General features: G+C 53.3%; 16 protein-coding genes. 5 read left to right on the top strand and 11 right to left on the bottom strand.

What is annotated here, in order from left to right:
* Positions 1–47: 47 nt before the first annotated feature.
* From HW273_RS00290 to HW273_RS00315, 6 genes are all read right to left on the bottom strand, one after another.
* Positions 48–1,994, bottom strand: coding sequence for a hypothetical protein (locus tag HW273_RS00290; protein ID WP_179009678.1), 1,947 nt, complete (start codon positions 1,992–1,994; stop codon positions 48–50).
* 63 nt (positions 1,995–2,057) lie between these two features.
* The gene (locus tag HW273_RS00295) at positions 2,058–2,933 is read right to left on the bottom strand and encodes a carbohydrate ABC transporter permease (RefSeq protein ID WP_179009679.1); all 876 of its coding nucleotides are present in this window, start codon (positions 2,931–2,933) and stop codon (positions 2,058–2,060) included.
* Between the two features lie 20 nt (positions 2,934–2,953).
* Entirely contained in the window at positions 2,954–3,859 is a 906-nt protein-coding gene (locus HW273_RS00300; RefSeq protein ID WP_179009681.1) for a carbohydrate ABC transporter permease, read from the bottom strand.
* Positions 3,860–3,950: 91 nt separating this feature from the next.
* Entirely contained in the window at positions 3,951–5,291 is a 1,341-nt protein-coding gene (locus tag HW273_RS00305; RefSeq protein WP_179009683.1) for an ABC transporter substrate-binding protein, read from the bottom strand.
* A 114-nt stretch (positions 5,292–5,405) separates the two neighbouring features.
* A complete protein-coding gene (locus tag HW273_RS00310) occupies positions 5,406–7,145 on the bottom strand; it encodes a sensor histidine kinase (protein ID WP_179009685.1) in 1,740 nt (579 codons plus the stop codon).
* Entirely contained in the window at positions 7,142–7,882 is a 741-nt protein-coding gene (locus HW273_RS00315; RefSeq protein WP_179009687.1) for a response regulator transcription factor, read from the bottom strand. Before HW273_RS00315 ends, HW273_RS00310 begins: the two co-directional genes overlap by 4 nt.
* A 340-nt stretch (positions 7,883–8,222) precedes the next feature.
* Between HW273_RS00315 and HW273_RS00320 the strand changes: the two genes are divergently transcribed.
* The 5 genes from HW273_RS00320 (at position 8,223) to HW273_RS00340 (ending at position 14,461) form a co-directional block, all read left to right on the top strand.
* Positions 8,223–9,539, top strand: a complete 1,317-nt coding sequence (locus HW273_RS00320; RefSeq protein ID WP_179009689.1) for an ABC transporter substrate-binding protein — start codon at positions 8,223–8,225, stop codon at positions 9,537–9,539.
* A gap of 39 nt (positions 9,540–9,578) precedes the next feature.
* The gene (locus HW273_RS00325; protein WP_179009691.1) at positions 9,579–10,475 is read left to right on the top strand and encodes a carbohydrate ABC transporter permease; all 897 of its coding nucleotides are present in this window, start codon (positions 9,579–9,581) and stop codon (positions 10,473–10,475) included.
* A gap of 13 nt (positions 10,476–10,488) precedes the next feature.
* Positions 10,489–11,334, top strand: a complete 846-nt coding sequence (locus tag HW273_RS00330) for a carbohydrate ABC transporter permease (RefSeq protein WP_179009693.1) — start codon at positions 10,489–10,491, stop codon at positions 11,332–11,334.
* 90 nt (positions 11,335–11,424) lie between these two features.
* Positions 11,425–12,492, top strand: a complete 1,068-nt coding sequence (locus tag HW273_RS00335) for a LacI family DNA-binding transcriptional regulator (RefSeq protein ID WP_179009695.1) — start codon at positions 11,425–11,427, stop codon at positions 12,490–12,492.
* A 19-nt stretch (positions 12,493–12,511) separates the two neighbouring features.
* Positions 12,512–14,461 (top strand): glycoside hydrolase family 127 protein, encoded by a 1,950-nt coding sequence (locus HW273_RS00340; RefSeq protein WP_179009697.1) that lies wholly within the window; start codon positions 12,512–12,514, stop codon positions 14,459–14,461.
* A 48-nt stretch (positions 14,462–14,509) separates the two neighbouring features.
* Here HW273_RS00340 and malQ read toward each other — a convergent pair whose 3' ends face one another.
* The 5 genes from malQ to HW273_RS00365 all read right to left on the bottom strand — a co-directional run bounded on the left by malQ (position 14,510) and on the right by HW273_RS00365 (position 22,827).
* On the bottom strand, positions 14,510–16,066 hold the full coding sequence (gene malQ / locus HW273_RS00345) for a 4-alpha-glucanotransferase (protein WP_179009699.1): 1,557 nt from the start codon (positions 16,064–16,066) through the stop codon (positions 14,510–14,512).
* A gap of 30 nt (positions 16,067–16,096) precedes the next feature.
* On the bottom strand, positions 16,097–18,475 hold the full coding sequence (gene glgB / locus HW273_RS00350) for a 1,4-alpha-glucan branching protein GlgB (RefSeq protein ID WP_179009701.1): 2,379 nt from the start codon (positions 18,473–18,475) through the stop codon (positions 16,097–16,099).
* Complete coding sequence (locus tag HW273_RS00355) at positions 18,472–20,334, bottom strand: alpha-amylase family glycosyl hydrolase (protein ID WP_179009703.1); 1,863 nt, start codon at positions 20,332–20,334, stop codon at positions 18,472–18,474. The genes glgB and HW273_RS00355 overlap by 4 nt, the downstream gene beginning before the upstream one ends.
* A gap of 74 nt (positions 20,335–20,408) precedes the next feature.
* Positions 20,409–21,773, bottom strand: a complete 1,365-nt coding sequence (locus HW273_RS00360; RefSeq protein ID WP_179009705.1) for an MATE family efflux transporter — start codon at positions 21,771–21,773, stop codon at positions 20,409–20,411.
* Positions 21,774–22,011: 238 nt separating this feature from the next.
* A complete protein-coding gene (locus HW273_RS00365; protein ID WP_179009707.1) occupies positions 22,012–22,827 on the bottom strand; it encodes a phosphatase in 816 nt (271 codons plus the stop codon).
* Between the last annotated feature and the right edge of the window lie 7 nt (positions 22,828–22,834).

Here is a 22,834-nt window from a genome sequence, read left to right on the forward strand (position 1 = left end):
TTTTCGTTCCCCTCCGCAACGATTATCCTTCTGTACACACACCTGTTTCACACGCCATGAGCAGCTGTGTCGAGCTCCTCCAGCGCCCTCTCGCATACCTCCTCAAATGCCGCCGACGCTGCCCATAAATTATAGCTGTACCAGGAGCTGTACGGCTCCCCATTGGAATCCCTCTGAATCACAAGCCCGTCGCTTGGGCACCACCTTTCGCTCAATACGCCATAGTCTCCATATCCCGTTTTTTGAGGATACAGTTCCAATGTTTGCAGAATCCAGTTTGTTCCATCCTCCGCCCGCTGCCTGTGATAAGAATCTCCGCTATGTGCAGCAAGATAATAAAGATCCGAATCCACGATCATGCCCATCGGATGGATATGCGGATTGGAAACACTGGTCACTGACCCGCCGCAGGAACACCAGCCCTCCCTGAGCGGCTTGTAGTCCGGTCTGGTGCGGTATCCGTATCGCCAGAGATACTCAAAGTTTGCAGCGTCCTTCAAGGCTTCCAGGTATTTATCCTCCCCCGTGCATTCATAGAGGAGCCTCGCTCCGCGCAGAAAAGCCAGATTTCCCTCCTGATCCGGAGACTTCCAGGTATCCATCGGCGTTCCGCAGCAGGTCAGGGACCGCACCGCTTCCCAGTAATAGGTGAGCCCTTTCTCTGCGGATTGCAGATATTTCCTCTCTCCCGTCAGCGCATACAGATATGTAAGGCACGGCACAAACCAGCATCCCGCAAAGCCCTCCCAGTCTACGACCTTCTTCTCCGAAATCGAAAACGTATAGCCAAATGCACCGTCCCCTCTTTGAAGGCACACTGCCGTATCGGCAACATCTCTTGCCCTTTTCAGCCAACGCGCCGGGTAGTCTTTCCGCTCTTCCTTCAGAAAAAGAATCGATTTCAACAAGTAATGAAGCGCAGAGCTCACATTATACGCACAGTGAACATCCCTTGTAAGCCCAAACGCGGTCCACCATCCATTTACCGGACTGCCGCTTCCCTCTATCGGATGCGTCAGATCATTAAAAAATCCTGATTTCTCATTGTACGCAGCTACAATTTGCTCTAATATTTCCTCGCCGCTCCGCGCCTTTGACAATAGCCGCTCCGCCTCTTCTCCGAAAAGCCGCTCGGAGAGAATCAGCGGATATGCCAGCACACCGCCCCCGGTCCAGCCGATCTCCACCACGTTTCTCCATGGCCGCAGCACGGTATCGGCAGGCGGCAGGCAACTTCTATTGGTATATTCCATGGCAATGCTGTCCCAGTTCAGCTCTGTGAAGCTTTTCAGGCACGCATACGCCGCTTCCCGCGCACTTTTTTCATGCTTCGGCATCTCTCTTCTCAAGAGATATTCCGCTCTTATGATATGGTGGATCGCCAGTCTCGGATTCTCTCTTTCATGCTCTGTTTCCGGAAATGCCACATAAATCCTGCCGCACGCCCTCGCAGATGACACATATTCACTTTTCACCGGTCCCGGCGTACGTTTATTGATGAAGGATATCGGGGCATTTTCATATCCCATGGTGACCCCACAGCCATTGGGCAGCATAGAAAATACGCCGTTATGAAGGAAGCCTCCATCCTCCTGCTCCGTATACGGGTCTATCGTCACTGCGACAGTTTCCTCCCTCCCGCAGAGCGCAGACAGGGGCATCGCCGCACGATCCGCGCGAAACGACCAATATGAAGAACGAAACGGATCCTCCTTTCCTGTTTCGTCAAAACGCTCCGCAGTAAGAAGCGGAAATTCCCCAAAATGAACGCTTTCCGCATTGTTATCTCCGTAAATGCAGCACGGAATCAGATGAAACACATCCTCCTCCGCATTCGAACGAAGCAAAAGCCGAACCAGCGTCCGCTCCCCGGGCAGAAGCTCCACGGTATACGGATAATAGGAATACCCTCTTTCTCTGCATTCTGTTCCCAGATCGAGCTTTACCCGCTTTTCGTCCGCACTTACCCAGGCTCCATTCTCTTTCCATTGCAAACATAGCTCATATATATTTTCTTTCCCGCTTATTTTCACCTTATTCTCCCTCCGCTTTTCCGCTCAATTCTTCATGCCGCTGGTCGCGATCCCTTCCACGAAATATTTCTGACAGGCGAAGAACAGAATGATCAGGGGCACAACTGCCGCAAAAGACATCGCCATGACCTTCCCCCATTGCACGACAGACTCCGAATCAAGAGACAGCCGGACAGCCAGAGAAATCGGGTATTTTTTTACGGAATTGATAAAGATCAGCGAATTGAAATAATCATTATACGTCCACAGGAACTGAAATACTCCCGCCGAAAAAAGCGCCGGCTTCATCAAGGGCAGAAGAATCTCCGTCAGGGTTCGAAGCGTTCCGCATCCGTCTATGCAGGCTGACTCATCGAGATCCCGCGGTATTCCGCGCAGGAACTGAATCAACATATACGGAAAAAAGGAATTGCAGCACAAAAGCGCCGGCGCATAAAACGGGATATAACTGTCTACCCAGTGAAAACGATTATAGAGCATATACCTCGGAATAATCACGACCGTGCTCGGGAGCATCATCATCGCGAGAAGAAATGTAAACAGCAGCTTTTTATATGGGAATGTAAACCGCGCGAAAGCATAGGCTGCCAGCGTCGAGGAAAGCAGTGTAAAAAGCGTTGTCGGAATCACCAGCTTAAAGGTATTAAGGAAAAATCTCGTGTAGGTGATCCCCGCACTCCCCTGCCAGCCGTTTCTGTAATTTTCAAGCCGCCAAATCCCGGGAAGGAGCGCAACAGAGCCGAAAATTTCTTCATTGTCCTTAAAGGTAGCAAAAAACATCCACACCATAGGATACAAAAGGACAATGCCGATGATCACAATGACAAAATAAACCGCAAAAGATGCTCTATCTTTCTGCTCCTCATTCCTTCGTACTGCTTTCCGCTCATTTTTATTCATAAAGCTTTTCCTCCTGAAAATCAGCCTTCATCCGCATAGTGAACCCAAAGCCTCGAAGAAGCGAACAGAATCAAAGTAAAGGCAAGGATAATGGTAAATTCAATCCAGGAGATCGCGCTCGCATATCCCATTTTGAAATAGGAGAACCCTTCTTTATACAGCATGATCCCAAGCACATTCGTAGATTTCATCGGCCCGCCTCCGGTAATGGTATACGGGGACGTGAAATTCTGTAATTCCTGAATCATCTGATTCAGCAGCGCAAAGAAGAGAATCGGTGAGATCTGCGGCAGCGTAACATGCAGAAATCTCTGCACGTGACCTGCTCCATCAATTTTAGAGGCCTCATAGAGCTCCCTTGGAACGTTTTTCAGTGCCGCGAGAAGCATAACCATACTGGAGCCGAATTGCCAGATCTCCAGCGTGCAGATCGTAGGAAGCGCCAGCTTTGTACTCCCGAGAAAGGATAACTTTTCCATTCCAAGCACTGACATCATCGAATTCATAACGCCATTATCGCTGAACATCAGTCTCCACAGAAGCGCCACAGCCACCGATCCGCCGAACAGAGAGGGGATATAGTAAAGCGTCCGGATCAGATTGATTCCCCGAATATTTCGGTTCAGAAGCAGTGCCACCAGCAGTGCAAGGATAACCTTCCCCGGTACCGTATAAAGCGCGAATAAAACCGTAGCCCGAAGCGATTTCCAGAAATCCCGGTCTCTGCCAAGGAGCTTCACATAATTTCCAAGTCCGATAAATTTCAAAGAACCGCCGACCGTATAATCATTGAAGGAATAGACAAAGGACATCATAAACGGGTATAGCTGAAGAAGCAGAAGCCCGACGATCCAGGGCAGCAGATAACAGAATGCCTGATAATCTCGTCTGGAATATTTCGCCCCTGCGGCTTTCGTAAATTCCATAGAAACCTCCGTAAAGCTGTAAATTCCATAGATGCTTCCGAATCCTCTGAATAAGCCTTGCGCGCCCAATCAAGCGGCAAGGCTTGCTGTGTTATTTCTGAAGCTCTGAAAACTCCGCGATCACTTCCTTTGCCGCATCCTCCGGCTTCTTTTCTCCATATCCTATCGCCTCGACTGCGTCGAACAAAATCGTCTTTGCCTCGGGAGACGAGGAGATCGCATCGTTCGGCGTTCCTCCTACCTTTATCGCAATGTCCGCCGCATCGGAAACCAGCTTCGTCAAGGATCCCTTCTCTGTGCAAATCTTCCTTGCCTGCTCCGTCGGAGGTACGGAACGTGTCGCTCCGAGCGTCTCCTCCGCTTTTTTATCATTAAAAAAATAGCTCAGGAATTCTGCCGCAAGCTCCGGATGCTGACAGCTCCGCGTAATAGAGAGAAGCTGCGGTGTATTGGAAGCGAAGCCGCCGTCCTTCGCTCCCTCCAGCACCGGAAGCCTTCCCGGAACATACTCCCCGTCCGGATATCCTGCCGCCATTACATCGATCGTTGAGATGTAGCACGGCGCAGCAACATACTTTCCGGCAATCCAGTTCGCGTCAGACTGTATATCGTCCTCAATGTACGAGGCCTGATAAGATGCAGGCGGAACAACATTGTTGTCATACAGCTCTTTTACATATGAAAATACTCTGGCCAGGTTTTCCTCTGTAAGCGTCAGCTTCCCATTCGCATCAAAGAGCGGCCCGTTGATCTGCTTGCACTGTGTCAAAACAAAAATATTGGTGATGTACTCCTTATTCACGCAGAAAAGATAGCTTTCCGGATCCTTCTCATGAATCGCTTTTCCATATTCGATCCAGTCTCCCCAGCTAAGGTCTGCCTTCTCAAGGTCAACTCCGAATTTATCCGCCGCTTTTTTATTCACCAGAACCGCCTGTCCCGCAATGCCGGTCGGAAGCCCCAGCTGCTTCCCATCATAGTTTCCGTTGATCTGAAGCCCGATATAATTCGCGTCAAACAGAGAGGTATCTACGCCCAGCTCCTTCACATCATAAAAGTAATCTCCGGAAGCGACGAAGGTCGGCATTTTTTCCGGATCAATCTGCACGATATCCGGAGCCGTCCCACTGGCAAGCTGCGTCGCGAGCTTATCATGATATCCATCGGATGAGCCCGGCTCCCCCTCGATCGTCACACCCGGATGCGCTTCCATGAACTGCCTGATGACTTCCTGCGTCGCCGCGTTTCTCTCATCTCCGCCCCACCATGCAAAGCGAAGCGTCACATTCTCTCCTTCCGCCGCCGTACTCTCCCCTGCGGCTGTAGTGTTCTTTGTCTCTCCGGTGCCTGCCGCCGGCTTCGCACTGCCGCAGCCACCGAGTACAGAACATGTCATAGCGGATACCATGAGAACTGCCAAAGCCTTCTTCATAAACCCTTTCCTTCCTTTCCTCAAACCCGATCTGTTCCATTGTTTGCTATGTCAAATCTAACAGCAATCGGGAATTTCCGAAAGGCAGTTCTGTTTCTGTTTCGTCTCTGAAATTTAGCTTTTTCTGAAAAAGGGAACTTCATTTTTGTTTTGGGTACTTCTTTTCAGAACCGCATGCTCCGGAATCCGAAAAAACACAGCGGTTCCCCTCCCCTCTCTGCTATGAATGCGAAGCTCCGCGCTCTCGCCATAGTAGAGCTTCAGTCTGGCATTTACATTTGCGAGACCTATACTATGCACATTAACCCGCCGGATGTTCTCTATTACCTCCGACAGTCTTTTCCCTGCGATTCCAACGCCCGTATCCATAATCAGGAAGCAGACATATTCCTTCCTCTTATATACACGAAGCTTTATATATCCCTTCTGCCCCGACGGACGAATCCCGTGGAGAATACTGTTCTCTATGATCGGCTGCAGCATCAGGCGAAATACCGGCGTATCGTACAGGTCTTCTTCCTCAACCATATAATAGATAATAAACAAATTTCCGAACCGCGCACGCTGTATCGCCACATATTCCTTCAGATAAGTAATCTCTTCCCGCAGGGTGACCGTTTCCATCGGATCGGAAAGTGCATATTTCATAATTTCCGCCAGCTGCGTCGTCATCTCGAACGCTGCATCCCCGTGTCCGCCCTTCGCCTCCAATGCGATATTTTGCAGCGTATTAAACAGGAAATGCGGATTGATCTGCGTCTGCAATGCGATCAGGCTCGTCAGCTCCTGTGCATGCTGCCTTTCCTCCAGCTCTGCATTCAGCCTCGTAGCCTGAAGATGAAGCCGGATAATATTATTTAAAACGACGCTATATTCGTCCTCCCTCCATCTGCCCTTCACTCCCTCTCTCTGCGGGAGCTCCACGCCTCGCTCCGCATGATCCAGTACATCAATCATATTGTCAATATAAGAGAAGTTCCGCTTCGTTGTATAATACGCAGTAAGAAAGACCGAGATCAGATCAACCATAAGCAGCAGAATAAGAAAGGGAAGGTACGGAAGCGCATAATCCCACGCGGCGCTCTTCGGCGTTACCGCAATGATCCTCAGCTGATAATCCTCATTGTTCTCCTGATGGAACTGTGCCGACCGGTGACGCAGCTTCACCGCATTCTCGTCCCCCCATACAAAAATCGTCTGTCCGTTCTGATTCTGGAATATAACGGAAGACTTCCCTCTATCAACAGTATTCGCCAGAAGCCTGCCATAGGCATCCAGATCTATCCGCATTACAACCACACCTCTGTAGAAGGGCATCCTCTGAAAAAGTGTCAAAACCCGCCCCTTTTGCTGTTCATCCTTATCCGAAGGCAGAACCGTGGCGAGCGTTATCTGCTCCCTGTCCATCGCTTCGTAGGCGCTCCACCACTCCTCATTCTCTCCTCGAACCGCGATCCTCTGTTTCGAGGTATAGTAATTCTTATACTCATCCAGCGCCAGATATACCGACTTCACATAAGGATAGGTCGTGATTATGCTCTTCAGCGTCGCATTGATGCTGCGGATATTGATCGCTGCCTGATAATCGAGGTCCCTCTCCGTATGGAGGATCCTCTTCAGTGACAGGATCATATAGGGATTATTGGCGAACTGCCCGTTCTGAATCATGATATTACTCAGCGTAAGATCCACCGTCGCATTCACAGAGGCGGCCATATTTCGCGCCCTTCGGCTCATATCCCCAAGGGCTGTGGCAATTTCAATGCCGATCATGATCGCCAGCAGCAGAAGCACAGGAAGAAAGATCGTCCCGAGGTATTGTATAAAACGGCGAAAAAAGAATTTTTTTCTCATTCCAATCCTTCCTCTTTCCCCGTATAATTCATACGGTACTCCCTCGGCGTTATTCCATAATGATTTTTAAACGCCCTGGAAAAGCTTTTGGGGTTGTCATAACCGACATAATAGGCCACGTCATACGTTTTTTGGGTGACATCCCTTAAAAGCTCCGATGCCTTCCTCATCCGGATCAAATTCAATTCCTCCGAGAAGCCGCTTCCAAACTTATCCCTCAAAAGACTGGATAAGTACGCCGCGCTGAGTCCGACCCTTGCCGCCGCACTTTCCAGCCTCGCGTCCTGATAATGCGTTTCCAGATACGCTATGACCTGCTTTTTGATGGCATCGTAATAGGACTGTGGCTGTTCTTTCTCTTTCTGCATCCGTTTATCCAGCTTTTCCCGTATTTTTCCAAAGCATTCGATCACATCTTTACTTTGGATCGGCTTCAAAATATAGTCTTCGACCCGGCATTGTATCGCGCTCCGAAGGTATTCATAATTCTGGTGGCTCGACAGGAAAACCACCGTCAAATGCAGCTCTGCCACCGCCCGGCACAGCTCGATCCCATTCATTCCCGGCATTTCAATATCAGACAGCAATACCTCAACGGGATTCTCCCTTATATAAGCAAGCGCCGCCTTAGGCTCGGTGAAGGGAACCGCCCGAAAACCGACCTGATCCCACGGAAACAATGCCGCGACCCCTTCCGCGATCGTTCTTTCATCATCTACCACTACAACCGTATACATGATATCCCCCTCTTGCCTGAACTGTTCCCATTTTAGCATGTTTCCTCGTAAATGATACGCAGGCTCATTCCATTTTCTTATTTTTTCAACGTCTATAACAATCAAATCGAGTATGTAAGAATTTCCGAAGAGCAGGATATAAGAAATTCGAAATGGGTATATTCCATAAAAAACAGACTAAAAATATGTAAATAATATCGTTATTGACAATTCCACATAAGAAGTCTAAACTTGATTTTATAAGGTTAATCGTTTTAATATAATATTGAATTTATTGTCATTATTATACATATAAAATATGTATTTTTTTAGGTTAAATGTTTTAATAAAGGAGGGCTTTATGAAGACAAAAAAATTGCTCGCAGTTGGTTGCACCGCTATAATAATGATGAATACTGTCGCTTGCTGCGGGAGCGGCTCCGGAGCGGCTCCCGCAGCGAGCAGTACGGCGGATTCCTCTGCGGAAACCACGGCGAAGGCAGAAAACTCGGATATTCATGAAACGACGGAGACAGTTACGCTTGCCGTATGGAACGAGCCCAGCAGCGATGATAGATTAAATATGTATAAGGCCTGCGAGGCCGCAACCGGGATTCATGTCGAAGTCACGGTGATCCCGGAATCCGATTATTCCTCGAAGCTGAATCAGATGGTTTCCACCAGAGATTCCTCGACAGATATCTTCATTGTATGGGAAAACGACATCAAGAATTTTGCAGAGGCCGGCGGCATCCTCGATATGGATGATTATCTCGTGAATTCCGAAATCAGGACAGACGATATGATCGGTGCTGTTGCCGCTCTGAGTAATGGTCTCGGCGGAACCTACGGGCTTCCCTGGTGCGCGGCAGCAGAGGTAATGTACTACAACAAGGATATGTTCGATGCCGCAGGCATCGCGCATCCCGATAATGATTGGGCCTATGAGGATTTCAAGGATGCGGCAGAGAAGCTGACGCAGAAAAATGACGACGGCAGTACGGCGGTGTATGGGATGGATCTTCCTAACACGCAGACCTGGTGGGCCGGCATTGGCGGTGCCGGAGATCCGGTATACGATCCGGCGAGCAGTCAGATGGTAATCGGTGAGGGAGCCGCAGCCTTTGTGACAGACTGTGCGGCTATGGTCGCAAAGGGCGTGATGCCCGAGCCCTCCTCCGATACCGCAGACCTGTTCGGTGCGGGAAAGGCTGCTATGAGCTGGCAGGGAACCTGGGTGATCGGAGCCTACAAGGATACGCTCCCCTTCCATTGGGATATCGCCACCATTCCTACCAATAAGGTCAAGTACAACACGCTGCATACCGGCTTCTATACCATCAATGCGAATTCCCAAAAGCAGAATTCGGCATTCAAGGTGATCGAATATCTCATGGGTGAAGAGGGACAGACCATCAACTCCAAGGCATCCGGTAATATGTCCGCCATCAAATCCATTGCCGCCGAAGGGGCATGGAAGGTGGATGGAGCGCCTGTTGAGAACTGGGCCGCCGTCACCGACGCGCTGCAGTCCGGCGTATTCGGCTACACCTGCCTCCCCTCCGGAGTTACCAGCAACGCCATTTCCGAGTTCAGCAATGCGCTTCTGGGGCAAGAAACGCCGGAAAAGGCGGTTCAGAACGCTTCACAGTATGCGGCAGAGACAATCGGCTACTGATTCCGCTCGTTTTAAGAAAACACCAAGAGGTATTCTGGTATGAAAACAGCCAAGAGGAACCCATCGATCGCCTATCTGTTCTGCCTTCCCTGGTTTATCGGTTTTATATGCTTCACACTCTTTCCCATCGGGTTCATGATGAAAAACTCTCTCACAAACCGGAAGCTGAGCGGGAGCGGAAGCTTCGTGGGACTCGCGAATTACCGGAATTTGTTCAAAAGCGAAATTTTCCGGAATTCTTTAAGGGTGACGATCTTCTTCACTCTGGTCATGGTCCTTGTCACCGCAGTCTGGGCGCTCATTCTGGCTCTGTTGCTGAATCAGAGAGTGAAATGCAAGGGGGTATTTCAGTTCTGCTATTTTCTCCCCTCCGTGGTTCCGACTGTCGCGCTGGCTTATGCATTTCGAACGATCTTTGGCAGGGACAGCGGTCTTCTCAACGCATTGCTGCATTTTCTCAGCGGGAAAAATGTGACAATTAACTGGCTGATGAACCCCAGAACAGTCTATCTCGCAGTTTTCACAGTAACTCTGTTTACCTACAATACAGGACAGATGATGCTGATCTTCCGCTCCGGTCTCTCCGATGTTCCGCAGGAGCTGTATGAAGCCGCCAGACTGGATGGTGCCGATGCATGGGTAAAATTCCGGCGCATCACCCTGCCGATGATTTCTCCATTGGTTCTCTTCAATATAGTAAACGGTGCCATCAGCGCACTGAACGGATCCTTCGCGCTCCTGTATCCGCTTTCCGGAGAGAACGGGGATCCGAACGGAATGACGCAGGTGCTGAGTCTGCTCATCTACAAGGAAGCCTTCAGCAATATGAAGGTCGGCTATGCCTGTGCACTGTCAATGGTGCTCTTCGGCATTGCGGCACTTTTCGGCATTCTCATCTTTATCCTCTCTAAGAGGATTGTTTACTACGAAACCTGAGGGGGCGGAACAAATGAATCCAGCAAATCAAAAAAGCTTCTCTGAAATGATTCTGTATTTCATCATGGCTGTCGTCGCAGTCTTTATGTTCAGCCCTATCCTCTGGATCTTCTCCGGCGGCTTCAAGACGCTGACAGAGTTCACAACAAGCGCCGGAATTGTGCCAATTCGTCCCACTCTGGAAAACTACATCTATATCTTTGCCCATTCCAATATCTGGCTGTACATGCGGAACACGCTTCTTCTGATTCTGGGAAATACGGCAGGGACATTGCTGTCCTCCTCGCTCGCCGCCTATGCCCTGGCCAGAATGGACTTCAAGCTTCGAGGCATAATTTTTTCTCTCATCATTGCAACCATGATGATTCCGAATATTGCCCTGATCATCCCGCAATACATCATGTTCGGCAAGCTTGGCTGGCTGGATTCACTGCTTCCCATGATCGTCCCATCCTTTTTCGCTTATCCCTATAACGTATTCCTGCTGCGTCAGTATTTCCGTTCGATTCCAAAAGAGCTGGATGAGGCGGCGATCATCGACGGCTGCTCCAGGTTTCAGGTATTTACCAGAATCATTGTACCGATTTCGAAGCCCACCTTCGTAACCATCGGGGTGCTGTCCTCTGTCTTCTGGTGGAACGAGCTGACACAGCCTGTTTTTTACATCAATTCCGACCGTTGGCGAACCCTCACTATGGCGTTAATGACCTCCTATATGTATACTTCAGGTAACGCATTTGTAGTGAATTGGTCTTCTATCATGGCGGCCTCTTCTTTAATGATTATTCCGCCTATGATTCTGTACCTGTTCGCAGGCAAATATCTCACCGGAGGGATAAAGACTTCCGGCCTGAAGTGAGCGCCGGACAGAGCTCTGGCCATGACTCCTGCGTTCAGCCGAAGGCAGGATACAGCCGGCAATAAATGCGCAGAAGGAGAAGATATTGAAATGACGCTGAAAGAAATTGCAAAAAGGGCAGGGGTTTCTACGGCAACCGTGTCGCTGGTGCTCAATGATTCGCCGAAGATCAGCAATCCGACTAAGGCTAAAATTCGCGAAATAATCCGGGAAACGGGATATCGGTCCAACCGTCTGGCAGGGAGTCTCCGGAGGAGTAAAACCGGTCTGATCGGTATTCTGGTGGAGGATATCACCGTATGGCATACAGCCCTTATTATCGATGGAATGAATCAATATGCAGAGGAACACGGCTGTAACACTATTCTTAGCAATTTGCGGCTGGCAAATAAGATCGATTCACATTTTAATGAGATTAGTCTGTATCAAAAGGACATCGATCAGGCTGTAGAAACGCTGCTCTCGCTTCAGGTTGACGGCATTGTCTATATAGGGATGCACGACCGGCTCATCCGGAACGTAATGCCAAAATCCGACAAGCCGGTAGTCTTCTGCTACTGCTACACCTCTGAAGGGGAGGAGTCCTCCATTCGATATGACAATGAGAAGACCCTCCGTCTGCTCACGGAAGAGATCATTCGCCGGGGGCATAAGCGGATCGCAGCGATTCATGGGAAAGAAGATTCTGAACCTGCCCAGCTGCGAAAACGCGGCTTCCATACTGCCATGCAGGAAGCGGGTCTGGCTGTCCCGAAGCACTGGGACGAGAGAGGCGATTGGAACTTTCAGGGGGGACGGGATGCTGCAATACGCCTCCTGTGCCGTAATCCGGGAGAAACCGTCAGGACGGTTCTGCCCCCGGACGAACGCCCCTCTGCCATTGTCTGTATGAATGACGAAATGGCTGTGGGGGTATATAATGCCGCCGCCGAGCTGCATCTTCGTATCCCGGAGGATCTGTCGGTTTCCGGATTTGACAATGCGGATTTTGCGCAGCATGTAACGCCGGCGCTTATGACAGTGGACAGGCCTCTGCATAAGATGGGATACCGGGCGCTGGATCTGCTGCTTCACAAGATTCAAAGAAAGGATGACAGCGCAACCAATGTCGTTTATCCCTGTACAATTCTGCCCGGACAATCTGTACAGACGATATAAACAGAACGGAGGAATCATCATGGCAGGCAAGACCTTACAGAATATAAATCTGAGAAATATCAGGATCCACGATGCCTCGTGGGATCGTTATATCAATCTTGTGGAGGATGTCATTCTTCCCTTTGAATGGAAGCTGATCAATGACCTGGTTCCCGGGGCAGAAAAGAGCTACTGCATGCAGAATTTCCGCATTGCGGCAGGGCAGGAGACCGGAGCGCATCGCGGTATGGTCTTTCAGGATACCGATGTCGCCAAATGGCTGGAGGCGGTAGGGTATTCCCTCTCAAAAAAATCCAATGCGAGGCTGGAAGCAATCGCCGATGAAGCCATCGACTTAATTGCAGCGGCGCAGTGCGAGGACGGATATCTGAATACCTATTATACGATTCGCGGGGAAGCAAGGTGGAAAGATCTCTTCGAAGGTCATGAGCTGTATACCGCAGGACATATGATCGAGGCGGCCGCAGCCTATTATCAGGCGACCGGCAAGCGAAAGCTGCTGGATGTCGTATGTCGCTTTGCAGATTACATATGTACCGTCTTCGGTCCGGAGGAGGGAAAGCTCCATGCGTATCCGGGGCATCCGGAGATAGAGCTGGCATTGATAAAGCTGTACAGACTCACGGGAAATGCGAAATATCTGGATCTTGCAGCGTATTTCATACAGATTCGCGGGGAACAGCCCTGTTACTTCTCTTCCGAAGAAAATTATCGGAACGGCACGTTTATTTTTCCCGAATTCAAGGATTTCACCTTTGACTATTGTCAGGCAGATCGTCCTCTGATGGAGCAGGACAAGGCGGAGGGCCATGCCGTACGCGCCGTATACCTCTACAGCGCAATGGCAGACCTCGCCTTCGAACAGGAAGACGAAAAGCTGCTGGAGCATTGCCGGGCTTTATGGGAAAATATCGTTCAACGTCAGATGTATATCACCGGAAGCATCGGTTCCGCATCCTACGGTGAGCGCTTCACGACGGATTATGATCTCCCCAACAGCACAAATTACTCTGAATCCTGCGCCACCATCGGTCTGGCGATGTTCTCCAATCGGATGTTTCAGGGAACGCGTGACGGGCAGTATATGGATACGGTAGAGCAGGCATTATACAACACGCTTCTGGCAGGGATCGCTCTGGACGGACAGCATTATTTCTATGTGAACCCTCTGGAGCTTGTCCCTGAAATCGCAGAAAACAATCCAACCATGCGTCACATTATGACAGAGCGGCAGCAGTGGTTCGGCGTAGCATGCTGTCCTCCCAATATCACACGGACGCTGGCCTCTATCGGAAATTACATGATTGCGGCAGAAGGGGATACCTGCTATGTGAATCTGTATCTCGCCTGTGACGTACAGGCACCGCTCCAAAGCGGTACTCTATCCTTCACGCTGGAGGCCGATTATCCGGCATCCGGAACGATCATGCTATGTATAACGGAGGCAATCGGAGCTTCACAGACACTCGCAGTCCGTATCCCGGCATATTCAAGGGATTCTTATCGGATCCGTATCAACGGAAAGGACTTCCTCCAGGAGCCGCACAAGGGGTATGCCTATCTCAGCCGCGAATGGCGCGTCGGCGATCAGATTCAGCTGGAGCTGTCGGTTTCCTTCCGCTTTGTTTACTGCAATCCCAGAGTCCGCGACAACCTCGGCCGGGTATGCATCATGCGCGGCCCTCAGGTATATTGTTTTGAAGAGGCAGACAATGGCAGCTACCTCGCGGCCTGCCGAATAGATACATCCCAGCCGATCAGAGAAGCTCATAGCGACGATCTCCCCGGCGGAATCCTATGCGCTATTGTAGAAGGAGATAAGGCCGTATACCGTTCAGACATGGGGGCGCTGTATTCCGGGCAGAAACCGGAGCGGGAGCCTGTCACACTTCGCGGCGTTCCCTACAGCCGGTGGAATAACAGAGGCAGGGGGGAGATGCAGGTCTGGATGAGAGATAAGTATGGCTGATCCCCCTCTGATATATCCTCCGGCTTCGAATGCGGCTTGCTATGCCGCCTACCCCTCGACGCTCTCCCCCTTTTTCTCCTCCGCAACAGTTTCCTCCGTCGCGGGCGGCTCTGTCCTATGGTACCTGCCGTAGGTGCCGAGGATCTCCGCGATCACGCGCTTCTTCTCCTGCGAGAAGGCGTTCTCCTCCAGCCTCCACTGCCAGTTTCCGACGCCCTCGCCCGGCGCGTTGATCCGCGCCTCGCCGCCCTTGTCCAGATAGTCTGCCGCCGGAACGATCACAGTATCCGCGATGGATGCCATCGCGCGCTTGATCAGCAGCTCTGGCATGAATTTCCAGTCGTTGCCGGAGCGAGAGGTGTAGCGGTAAATATAATCCCTCTGCCAGTCCGGAAGAGTGTCGAACCAATGGCGGAGCGTATCGTTGTCATGCGTGCCGGTGTAGCAGATGCAGTTCGGCGTCGTGAAGTTGTGCGGGAGATAGGTATTTCCGGCGCCGCTGTCCCAGGCGAATTGCAGCACCTTCATTCCCGGAAAGCCGGTTTGCTCCATCAGCTCCACGACCTCTTCCGTGATGACTCCCAGATCCTCTGCAACAATCGGCAGCTTTTCCGTGCCAAAGTGGGAATACATCGCCTCAAACAGCGCCATTCCCGGACCCTTCACCCATTTCCCGTTCTCCGCAGTTTCCTCCCCGTACGGTATGGCATAGTATGCCTCGAAGCCGCGAAAATGATCGACCCGCAGCTCGTCGTAGAGCCCGAGGCAGTAGTCCATCCGATCCAGCCACCAGCGGAAGCCGCTCTTCTCGTGCGCCCTCCAGTCATAGAGCGGATTGCCCCAGAGCTGTCCGGTCGCGGAAAACGCGTCCGGCGGCACGCCCGCGACCGACTTCGGATGACCGAGATTGTCATACTGGAACAGCTCCCGATGTGCCCAGACATCTGCACTGTCCGGCGCACAGTAGATCGGGATATCGCCTAAGATGCGGATATCTCTCGCTCCCGCATACGCCCGAAGCCTCTTCCACTGCTCCTGAAATTTCAGCTGCAAAAAGGCGAAGAAGCCGATTTCCTCCTCCTGCGCCTCCATAAACGCTGCCACCGCCCTCTCCTGCCTGTCCCGCAGCGCTTCCGGCCAGACATCCCAGCTCGCGCCGCCGAGGCTTTCCTTGATCGCCATGAAAACGCAGTAGCTCTGCGTCTCCGCCGGAATGCTCCGGAGCGCCTCCTTCGGCGTATTCCCTGCCTTCCGCCAGCCCGCATAGGCACGGCGCAGCGCGGCAAACTTCGCCGCATACAGCTTCCCATAATCCACTCTCTCGCTGTCCTCTCCGAAGTCAAGCGCTGCAAGCTCCTCCGAAGCCAGCAGCCCCTCCGAAACCAGTGTCTCGAGGTCGATGAAGTACGGATTGCCCGCGAATGCCGAGAATGCCTGATACGGAGAATTTCCGAAGCCCGTCGGTCCCATCGGGAGGATCTGCCAGATCCGATTCCCTGTCTCCGATAAGAAATCTACAAAGTCAAATGCCGCCTTTCCCAGCGTTCCTACCCCGTACCTGCCCGGAAGAGAAAATACCGGAAGAAGAATTCCTGCCTGTTTCATACTCATTTCTCCTGAATCCACATTTTTTCCTTATTTGCTTTTCTTTCTCGTCGTTTTCGGTTTCGCAGCTTTTGCTGCCTTTCCGCTGCGGTTACCCGCTGCCGGCTTCGCGGCTTTTACTTCCCTTCTGCCGCGGCTCCCCGCTGCCGGCTTCCGCTCCTCCTCCGACAGCTCCGTGAGACGGTAGAAGACCGTGGACATCGCCGGGATATCCAACGCGACGCTGTATTCCCGCTCGTCCCATTCCCGCTTCTCCGACCTGCGCTCTGTCTTCCGTACGATGCCTGCGCCGCCGTATTTCCTGTCATCGGAGGACAGCAGCGCCTTCACCCTGCACGGGAACGGAACCCCGATCCGGAACTTCTCATGCGTGATATTGTCAAAGTTGGAAACCACCAGAATCGTCTCGGAGGGATGGTCGGTCTCCCGCAGGAAGAACAGCAGCGAAAGCTCCGGATAGGAGCAGTTGATCCACTCAAAGCCGTCCGGGTAGTAATCCAGCCGCGACAGTGCGGGACTCTCGCGATAAAGCACATTCAGATCCCGCACATAGCTCTGGATGCCCTTATGCACCGGATATTCGAGGAGGTTCCACTCCAGCTCCTGTCCCTCGTTCCACTCGTCATATTGTCCGAAGTCCTGTCCCATAAACAGCAGCTTCTTGCCCGGATGCCCGTAGAAATACCCGTATGCCGCCCGCAGATTCTGCGCCTTCTCCTCGAAGGTACTGCCCGGCATCTTTCCCAAAAGGCTCCGCTTTCCGTGGACGACCTCATCATGGGAGAATACCAGCATGAAATCCTCAGAATAGTTATAGAGCATGGAGAAGGTCAGCTTACTGTAGCTGCCCTTCCGGAAAAACGGGTCTGTCTCCATATAGGAAAGGAAATCGTTCATCCAGCCCATGTTCCACTTCAGGTCGAAGCCCAGCCCATCCGACTCCACCGAGCCGGTGACATTCGGCCATGCCGTCGACTCCTCCGCGATCAGGAGCGTTCCCGGAAACGCCTTTCGGAACTGACTGTTCAGGTGCTTCAGGAATTCTACCGCCTCAAGGTTTTCATTGCCGCCGTAAATATTTCTGGATGCTTCCCCGCCCTGCCTGCCATAGTCGAGATAGAGCATGGAAGCGACCGCGTCCATGCGGATCCCGTCTGCGTGGAAGCGCTCTGCCCAGTAGAACGCATTCGCGATCAGGAAGTTGCTGACCTCGTAGCGCGCGTAGTGGAAGATCAGCGTGCCCCAGTGCGGATGCGTACCCCGGAGCGGATCCGGATTCTCGTAGAGCGCTGTCCCGTCGAAGTCGGCAAGTCCCCAGCTGTCCCGCGGGAAATGCGCCGGCACCCAATCGAGGATCACCCCGATCCCGGCACGATGCAGGTAATCTACGAAGTACATGAAGTCCTCCGGAGAGCCGTAGCGGGAGGTCGGTGCGTAATAGCCGGAGACCTGATAGCCCCAGGACTGATCCAAAGGATGCTCCATCACCGGCATCAGCTCCACATGGGTATAGCCCTCCTTTTTTACATAATTGCAGAGCTTCTCTGCCAGCTCCCGGTAATTATAGAATTCCGAGCCGTTGACACTGCTGCCGTCCTCATCAACGAAAGCGCTCTTCCGCGCGAAGGAGCCGAGGTGCAGCTCGTAGACCGACATCGGGTGCTCCTTCTGCCCGCCTGCTGCCTTTTTCTCCTGCCATTCCCCGTCGCCCCAGTCGAAATCGTGCCCGGAAACCAGTGCCGCAGTATTCGGCCGAAGCTCAAAGGCATAGCCGTAGGGATCCGTCTTCAGAAACGGCTCCCGCCCCGGACGCCGGAGCTCAAACTTGTAGAGCGAGCCGACCGGGAGATGCGGGATAAAAAGCTCGAAAATTCCGCTGTCTCCCAGCTTCTCCATCTGATGCCGCCGTCCGTCCCAGAGATTGAAGTCTCCCACCACGGAGACCCGCATCGCATTCGGTGCCCAAACGGAGAAGTTCACACCCTCTACGCCGTCCCGCACCATCGGCTGCGCCCCCATTTTCTCATAGATACGGTAATGAATACCCGCTGCGAACTTCCGGAGATCCTCCCCCGTGTAAATGGAATCGAAGAAGTAAGGATCCTCCGTCTCGACCGTACTGTCATTGTCATAGGTGATCTCCAGCGTATACCTCGGCAGCCTCTTTTCCCAGCTCCGCTTCGCCGGGAGAAGCAGCGCGAAGAAGCCGCCCTCGTCCATCAGCTCCATCGGATAGCACTTCCCGGAAAGCTTCACTGTGATCGCCTTCGCCGTCGGGAGATAGCACTGCAGCAGCAGTCCCTCCGGCAGGAGATGAGGCCCCAGTATCCGCTTCGGATGCGTAGACTCGGCATAGCTGAGCTCCTCCACGTCCGCCCAGTTCATCAGCTCATACAAACTCTCATTCATACCCTACCTCCTGTATTCCCCTGCTTCCTCCGTCTTGTCCTGCCCTTCCTCTGCACCGGCTCGGAGACTGCCTGAATCACGACGATGCTTCTCGCCCGAACCACACACACGCCGTCCGTAATTTCCCGCAGCGCGCCGTCCGAAGAGATCCCCCTCTCCTCCTCCGTGTCAATTACCACGCGCCACCGCGTCTCCGGGAGCGGATGCGGCAGACGGAAGGAATGATCCTCCCAGTGAAAATTGTAGAGAACCAGAAAGCTCTCGTCCTCTGCATAGCCCCCGGCATACATCACCCCGAGCTCCCGTCGATAATGCTCGAGATCCACTCTCCACGCGTTTTCCCCGTGGAAGCTGATATCCGGTATGCCCCGGCTCCGATAGTCCAGTCCCCGGAGCGGCTCTCTCTGATGAAACACCCGATGCGCCTTACGGAAACGGATCAGTGCCTTCGTAAACTCGAAGAGCTCCCGGTTCTTCTCCAGCAGCCGCCAATTAAGCCAGCTCGTCCCGTTGTCCTGACAATAGGAATTGTTGTTGCCGTTCTTCGTCCTGCCGAACTCGTCTCCCGCATTGAGGAGCGGCGTGCCCTGCGAGAGGAAGAGCAGCAGCAGTGCATTACGAAGCATCTTCCGTCGGAGCAGCTTCACGCTCTTCCTCCGGCTCCTCCCCTCCTCCCCGCAGTTCCAGGAGAAGTTGTAGTCGGTTCCGTCTCGGTTTCCCTCGCCGTTTTTCTCATTATGCTTACGGTCATAGCTCAGGAGATCCCAAAGCGTGAAGCCCTCCTCGTTCGCCATGTACCGGATCGCCGCCGCGCCCGCTGTACATCCGCGCAGACGTCCCATCAGGGTCGGAAGCATGTTCTCATCCCCCTTCAGCACACGCCGCATCTCATTCTGGAAGCCATCATTGTACTCCGCGAGGAAATGGCGGCTCTGCCCGTCCGGCGGACTGTCCCAGCGGTCTGCCCAGAGCTTGAAGCGGCGCAGATACGGATCTCGCGCGAGCTCCGCATACGGCGCGCTGCCGATCAGATGAACGCCATCCACATGATACGCCGTCCGCCAGCAGCGCAGTACCGTGTGAATGTAGCTCGGAAGCGTATCCTCTGTGAAGTACAGATCCACGATCAGCTCGATTCCATTCCGATGCAGGGTCTGTACCAGAGTCCGGAATTCCTCCTGCGGACTGCCGCCCGCGCTGACGTAGGATGCCTTCGGCGCGATCCGCAGCGCATCCTCCGTGAAGCCCCAGTAATTGATCTGTCCCGTAGGCCGAAGGAGCGCCTGCCGCTCGCCCTCTGCGGGTTCCTCCGCAAAATGCGGGAGCATGACCTCATTAAACTCATAGGGAGGCAGCAGCTCCAGCGCCGTCACGCCGAGCTCCCGGAGATAGGGCAGCTTCTCGAGGATACCGGCGAAGCTCCCCCTCTTTCCCTGTCCGACACCGGAGGAGCGATCCTGTGTGAAGCCTCGGACATGGATGCGGTAAATAATGCTGTCCTCATACGGCGTTTGCAGCGCCCGATCCCGCTGCCACTCCTCCGTCTCCTCCGGAGGCGAAGCACCGATCGGTGTCCTGAGGAGCCTCGTACCGTCCCGCAGCCTGCCGAAATGCCGACGGCCTGTAAATGCGAAGCCGTTCGGATCGGAAAAGGCTCTGCCGTCCGCCTCATAGGCATAGGAAAGTCCCGTAAGCTTCTCCGACACCCGCAGCGTCCAGACATCCCCGATCCGTTCCTCCGGCGGGAAGCGAAGCTGTCGTATCCGTCTCGCTCCCCTGTAAAGATTCAGGAACAGCTCCTCCGCATCACTGACTACCCGAAATATATAGCTGTCTCCCGATTTCTCCAGTCCAAGCACTCTGTCTCTCCCTCATCATATCGTATGTGATATGCTTTGATCTGCTTTATAGTATAGCATCAAAGAGGAATTTTTTAAATACGATGCTCCATCTGTCCCTCTGCCCTCGGGAGCTTCCGGTAGACAGTGAAATACATCGTAAGAAAAGCAGCGCTGCCGCCGAGCAGGTTCGAAACCGGCTCCGCCGCGAAGACGCCGTTCACGCCCATGAAACACGGAAGCAGCAGTGTCAGCGGCACGACAATGACGACCTTCCGGAGCATGGAAAAAAAGATCGCCCGTCTGGACTTTCCGAGAGAGACAAACACCGTCTGTGAACCGGACTGCCCGACCATGAAGATGAAGCTCGCGAAGTAGATCCGTACCGCCTCAACGCCATGCGTAAGCATCTCTGTGCTATTCGTGAAGATCCCCACGAAAAAGCGAGGGAAGAGCAGCACCGCAAGCCACACCAGGAGAGAATAGAGGATGCCGCAGAGGAACTGAAAGGCGATGCCCTGCCGGAGCCGCCGGAAGCTTTTTGCACCGTACTGGTAGGCAAGCACCGGCTGTGAGCCATGCGTCACTGTCATCAGCGGAAGCTCAATGATGGAGCGGATTGAGTTGATGATTGTAATGATGCCGACGTAGAGATCCCCGCCGAAGCGGCGGAGCTGCACGTTGCAGACAACCTGCACGAGGCTGTTCGTCGCTTTCATGATGAAGCCGGAGAAGCCCAGTGTCAGGATCTCCCGAAGGAGCCGCCGATCCCCCCGAATCAGGGTGCACTCCAGCCGGTAATCTGCCCTGCCCGAGAGCAGAAAGCGGAATACCCAGACCGCGGATACCGTCTGGGAAAGCACCGTCGCGATTGCCGCGCCCCGCACGCCCCAGCCCATGCCGAAGATCAGAATCGGATCCAGCACGATATTCAGTGCCGCGCCCAGCAGGGTCGTCATCATTCCGAATTTCGGGAAGCCCTGCGCATTGATAAAGTAGTTCAGTCCCGAGCTGCACATGAAGAAAACTGTCCCGAGAATGTAGATCCGGAGATAGTCCGCCGCATAGGGATAGGTCGCGTCCGAAGCGCCGAAGAGGTAGAGAATCGGCTGCACAAAGAGGATGCCGAGCAGCGTAATGAGGATTGAACCCCAGAGAAGAAGCCATGCCGTCGTCCCCAGCAGCCTGCGCGCCCTCTCCCGGTCTCCCGCGCCTCTCGCGATAGAGAAAAGCGGTGCGCCGCCGACGCCGAACCAATCGGTGAAGGCGGTAATCAGGGAAATCACCGGAAAGACGATCCCGACACCGGTCAGCGCCGCCCCCTGCACCCCGGGGATCCGCCCGATATAGACACGGTCTACGACATTGTACAGGAGCTGGATCAGCTGCGCGATCAGCAAGGGTCCCGACTGCATCAGGATCGCACGCCGAACCGAGCCCTTCGAGAAATCATTTGCCATTTTTTCTCTCCCTCCTCCTGTTCCTGCCCTGCCGCCGGTCAAAGACCGGGGAGCCACGCGGTTTGCCGCAGGACTTCTCCCACAGTGCCTCCCTGGCGAGGGTTTCGCACAGCTTGAAGGGCTGTACTGCCCCTCTGGCGGGAAGCGCTTTGCGCGGTTCAGCGCAATCGCTTGTGCTGCCCCTCTACAGCAATGCGAGAGTTCCGCAGTTTCCATCAGGAAACTGCGGCGGTACGCCTCACGCAGGACTCATCCTGCCTGCAGCACCGGAGCGCTCCAGCATCGCGAGGAAGCTCTCCTTGTCCCGGCTGGCTATCAGCTCCTCCGGGAAATGAATCTCCCGAAGCATCGAGGGCACGTGCTCGAAGCGTCCGATATCGCAGGAGATATGCGCGTCTGTCGAAACAGAAATCGGAACATCCAGCTCCGCGCAGCGGATCGCGATCTCACGGCAGCGGGACTCCACCTCCTCTCCGCCGCCGAGGGAATGCTCATTGATTTCCACCAGCTTATGCTTCTCCTTCGCAAGGAGTAGAATCGGATCCAGCTCGACCGGGAGGCCGGAACGCCCGATATGCCCGAGGATAAAGACCTTCGGCTGCTCCAGCGCCCGGAGATAGAGCTCGGTGCACGCTGCCCTGCCCGCATTTTTTGCAAATTCCCTGCCGTGCACGGAGGCGATGATATAGTCGAGCTTCCGTGTCGTACGCTCCAGCAGGCTCCCTCTCTCCCGCTCCGGCAGAGGATCTCCGGTGATGATCCGCTCGATCGGAATGTCATAGCCGAAGAGATGCCCCTCCATGTCCACGATATCCGCCTCGCAGCCCTTCAGGAGCCGGACGCCCATCCACTCCTCCGGAATCTCATACTGGGTCGAAAGATACTGATAGTTCCGCGGATCCTCCGGTCTCGCGAAGAGCATGGGAGAAAAGTGATCCGTCGTCGCGAGCAGCTCCATTCCCCGCTCCCTCGCCGCTGCCACATTCTCCTGTATCGTAGAATACGCGTGCCGAGAATACAGCGTATGCGTATGTGTGTCACATTTTAAAATCACTGCTTCC

The sequence above is a fragment of the Oribacterium sp. oral taxon 102 genome, assembly GCF_013394775.1.
Taxonomy (GTDB): domain Bacteria; phylum Bacillota; class Clostridia; order Lachnospirales; family Lachnospiraceae; genus Oribacterium.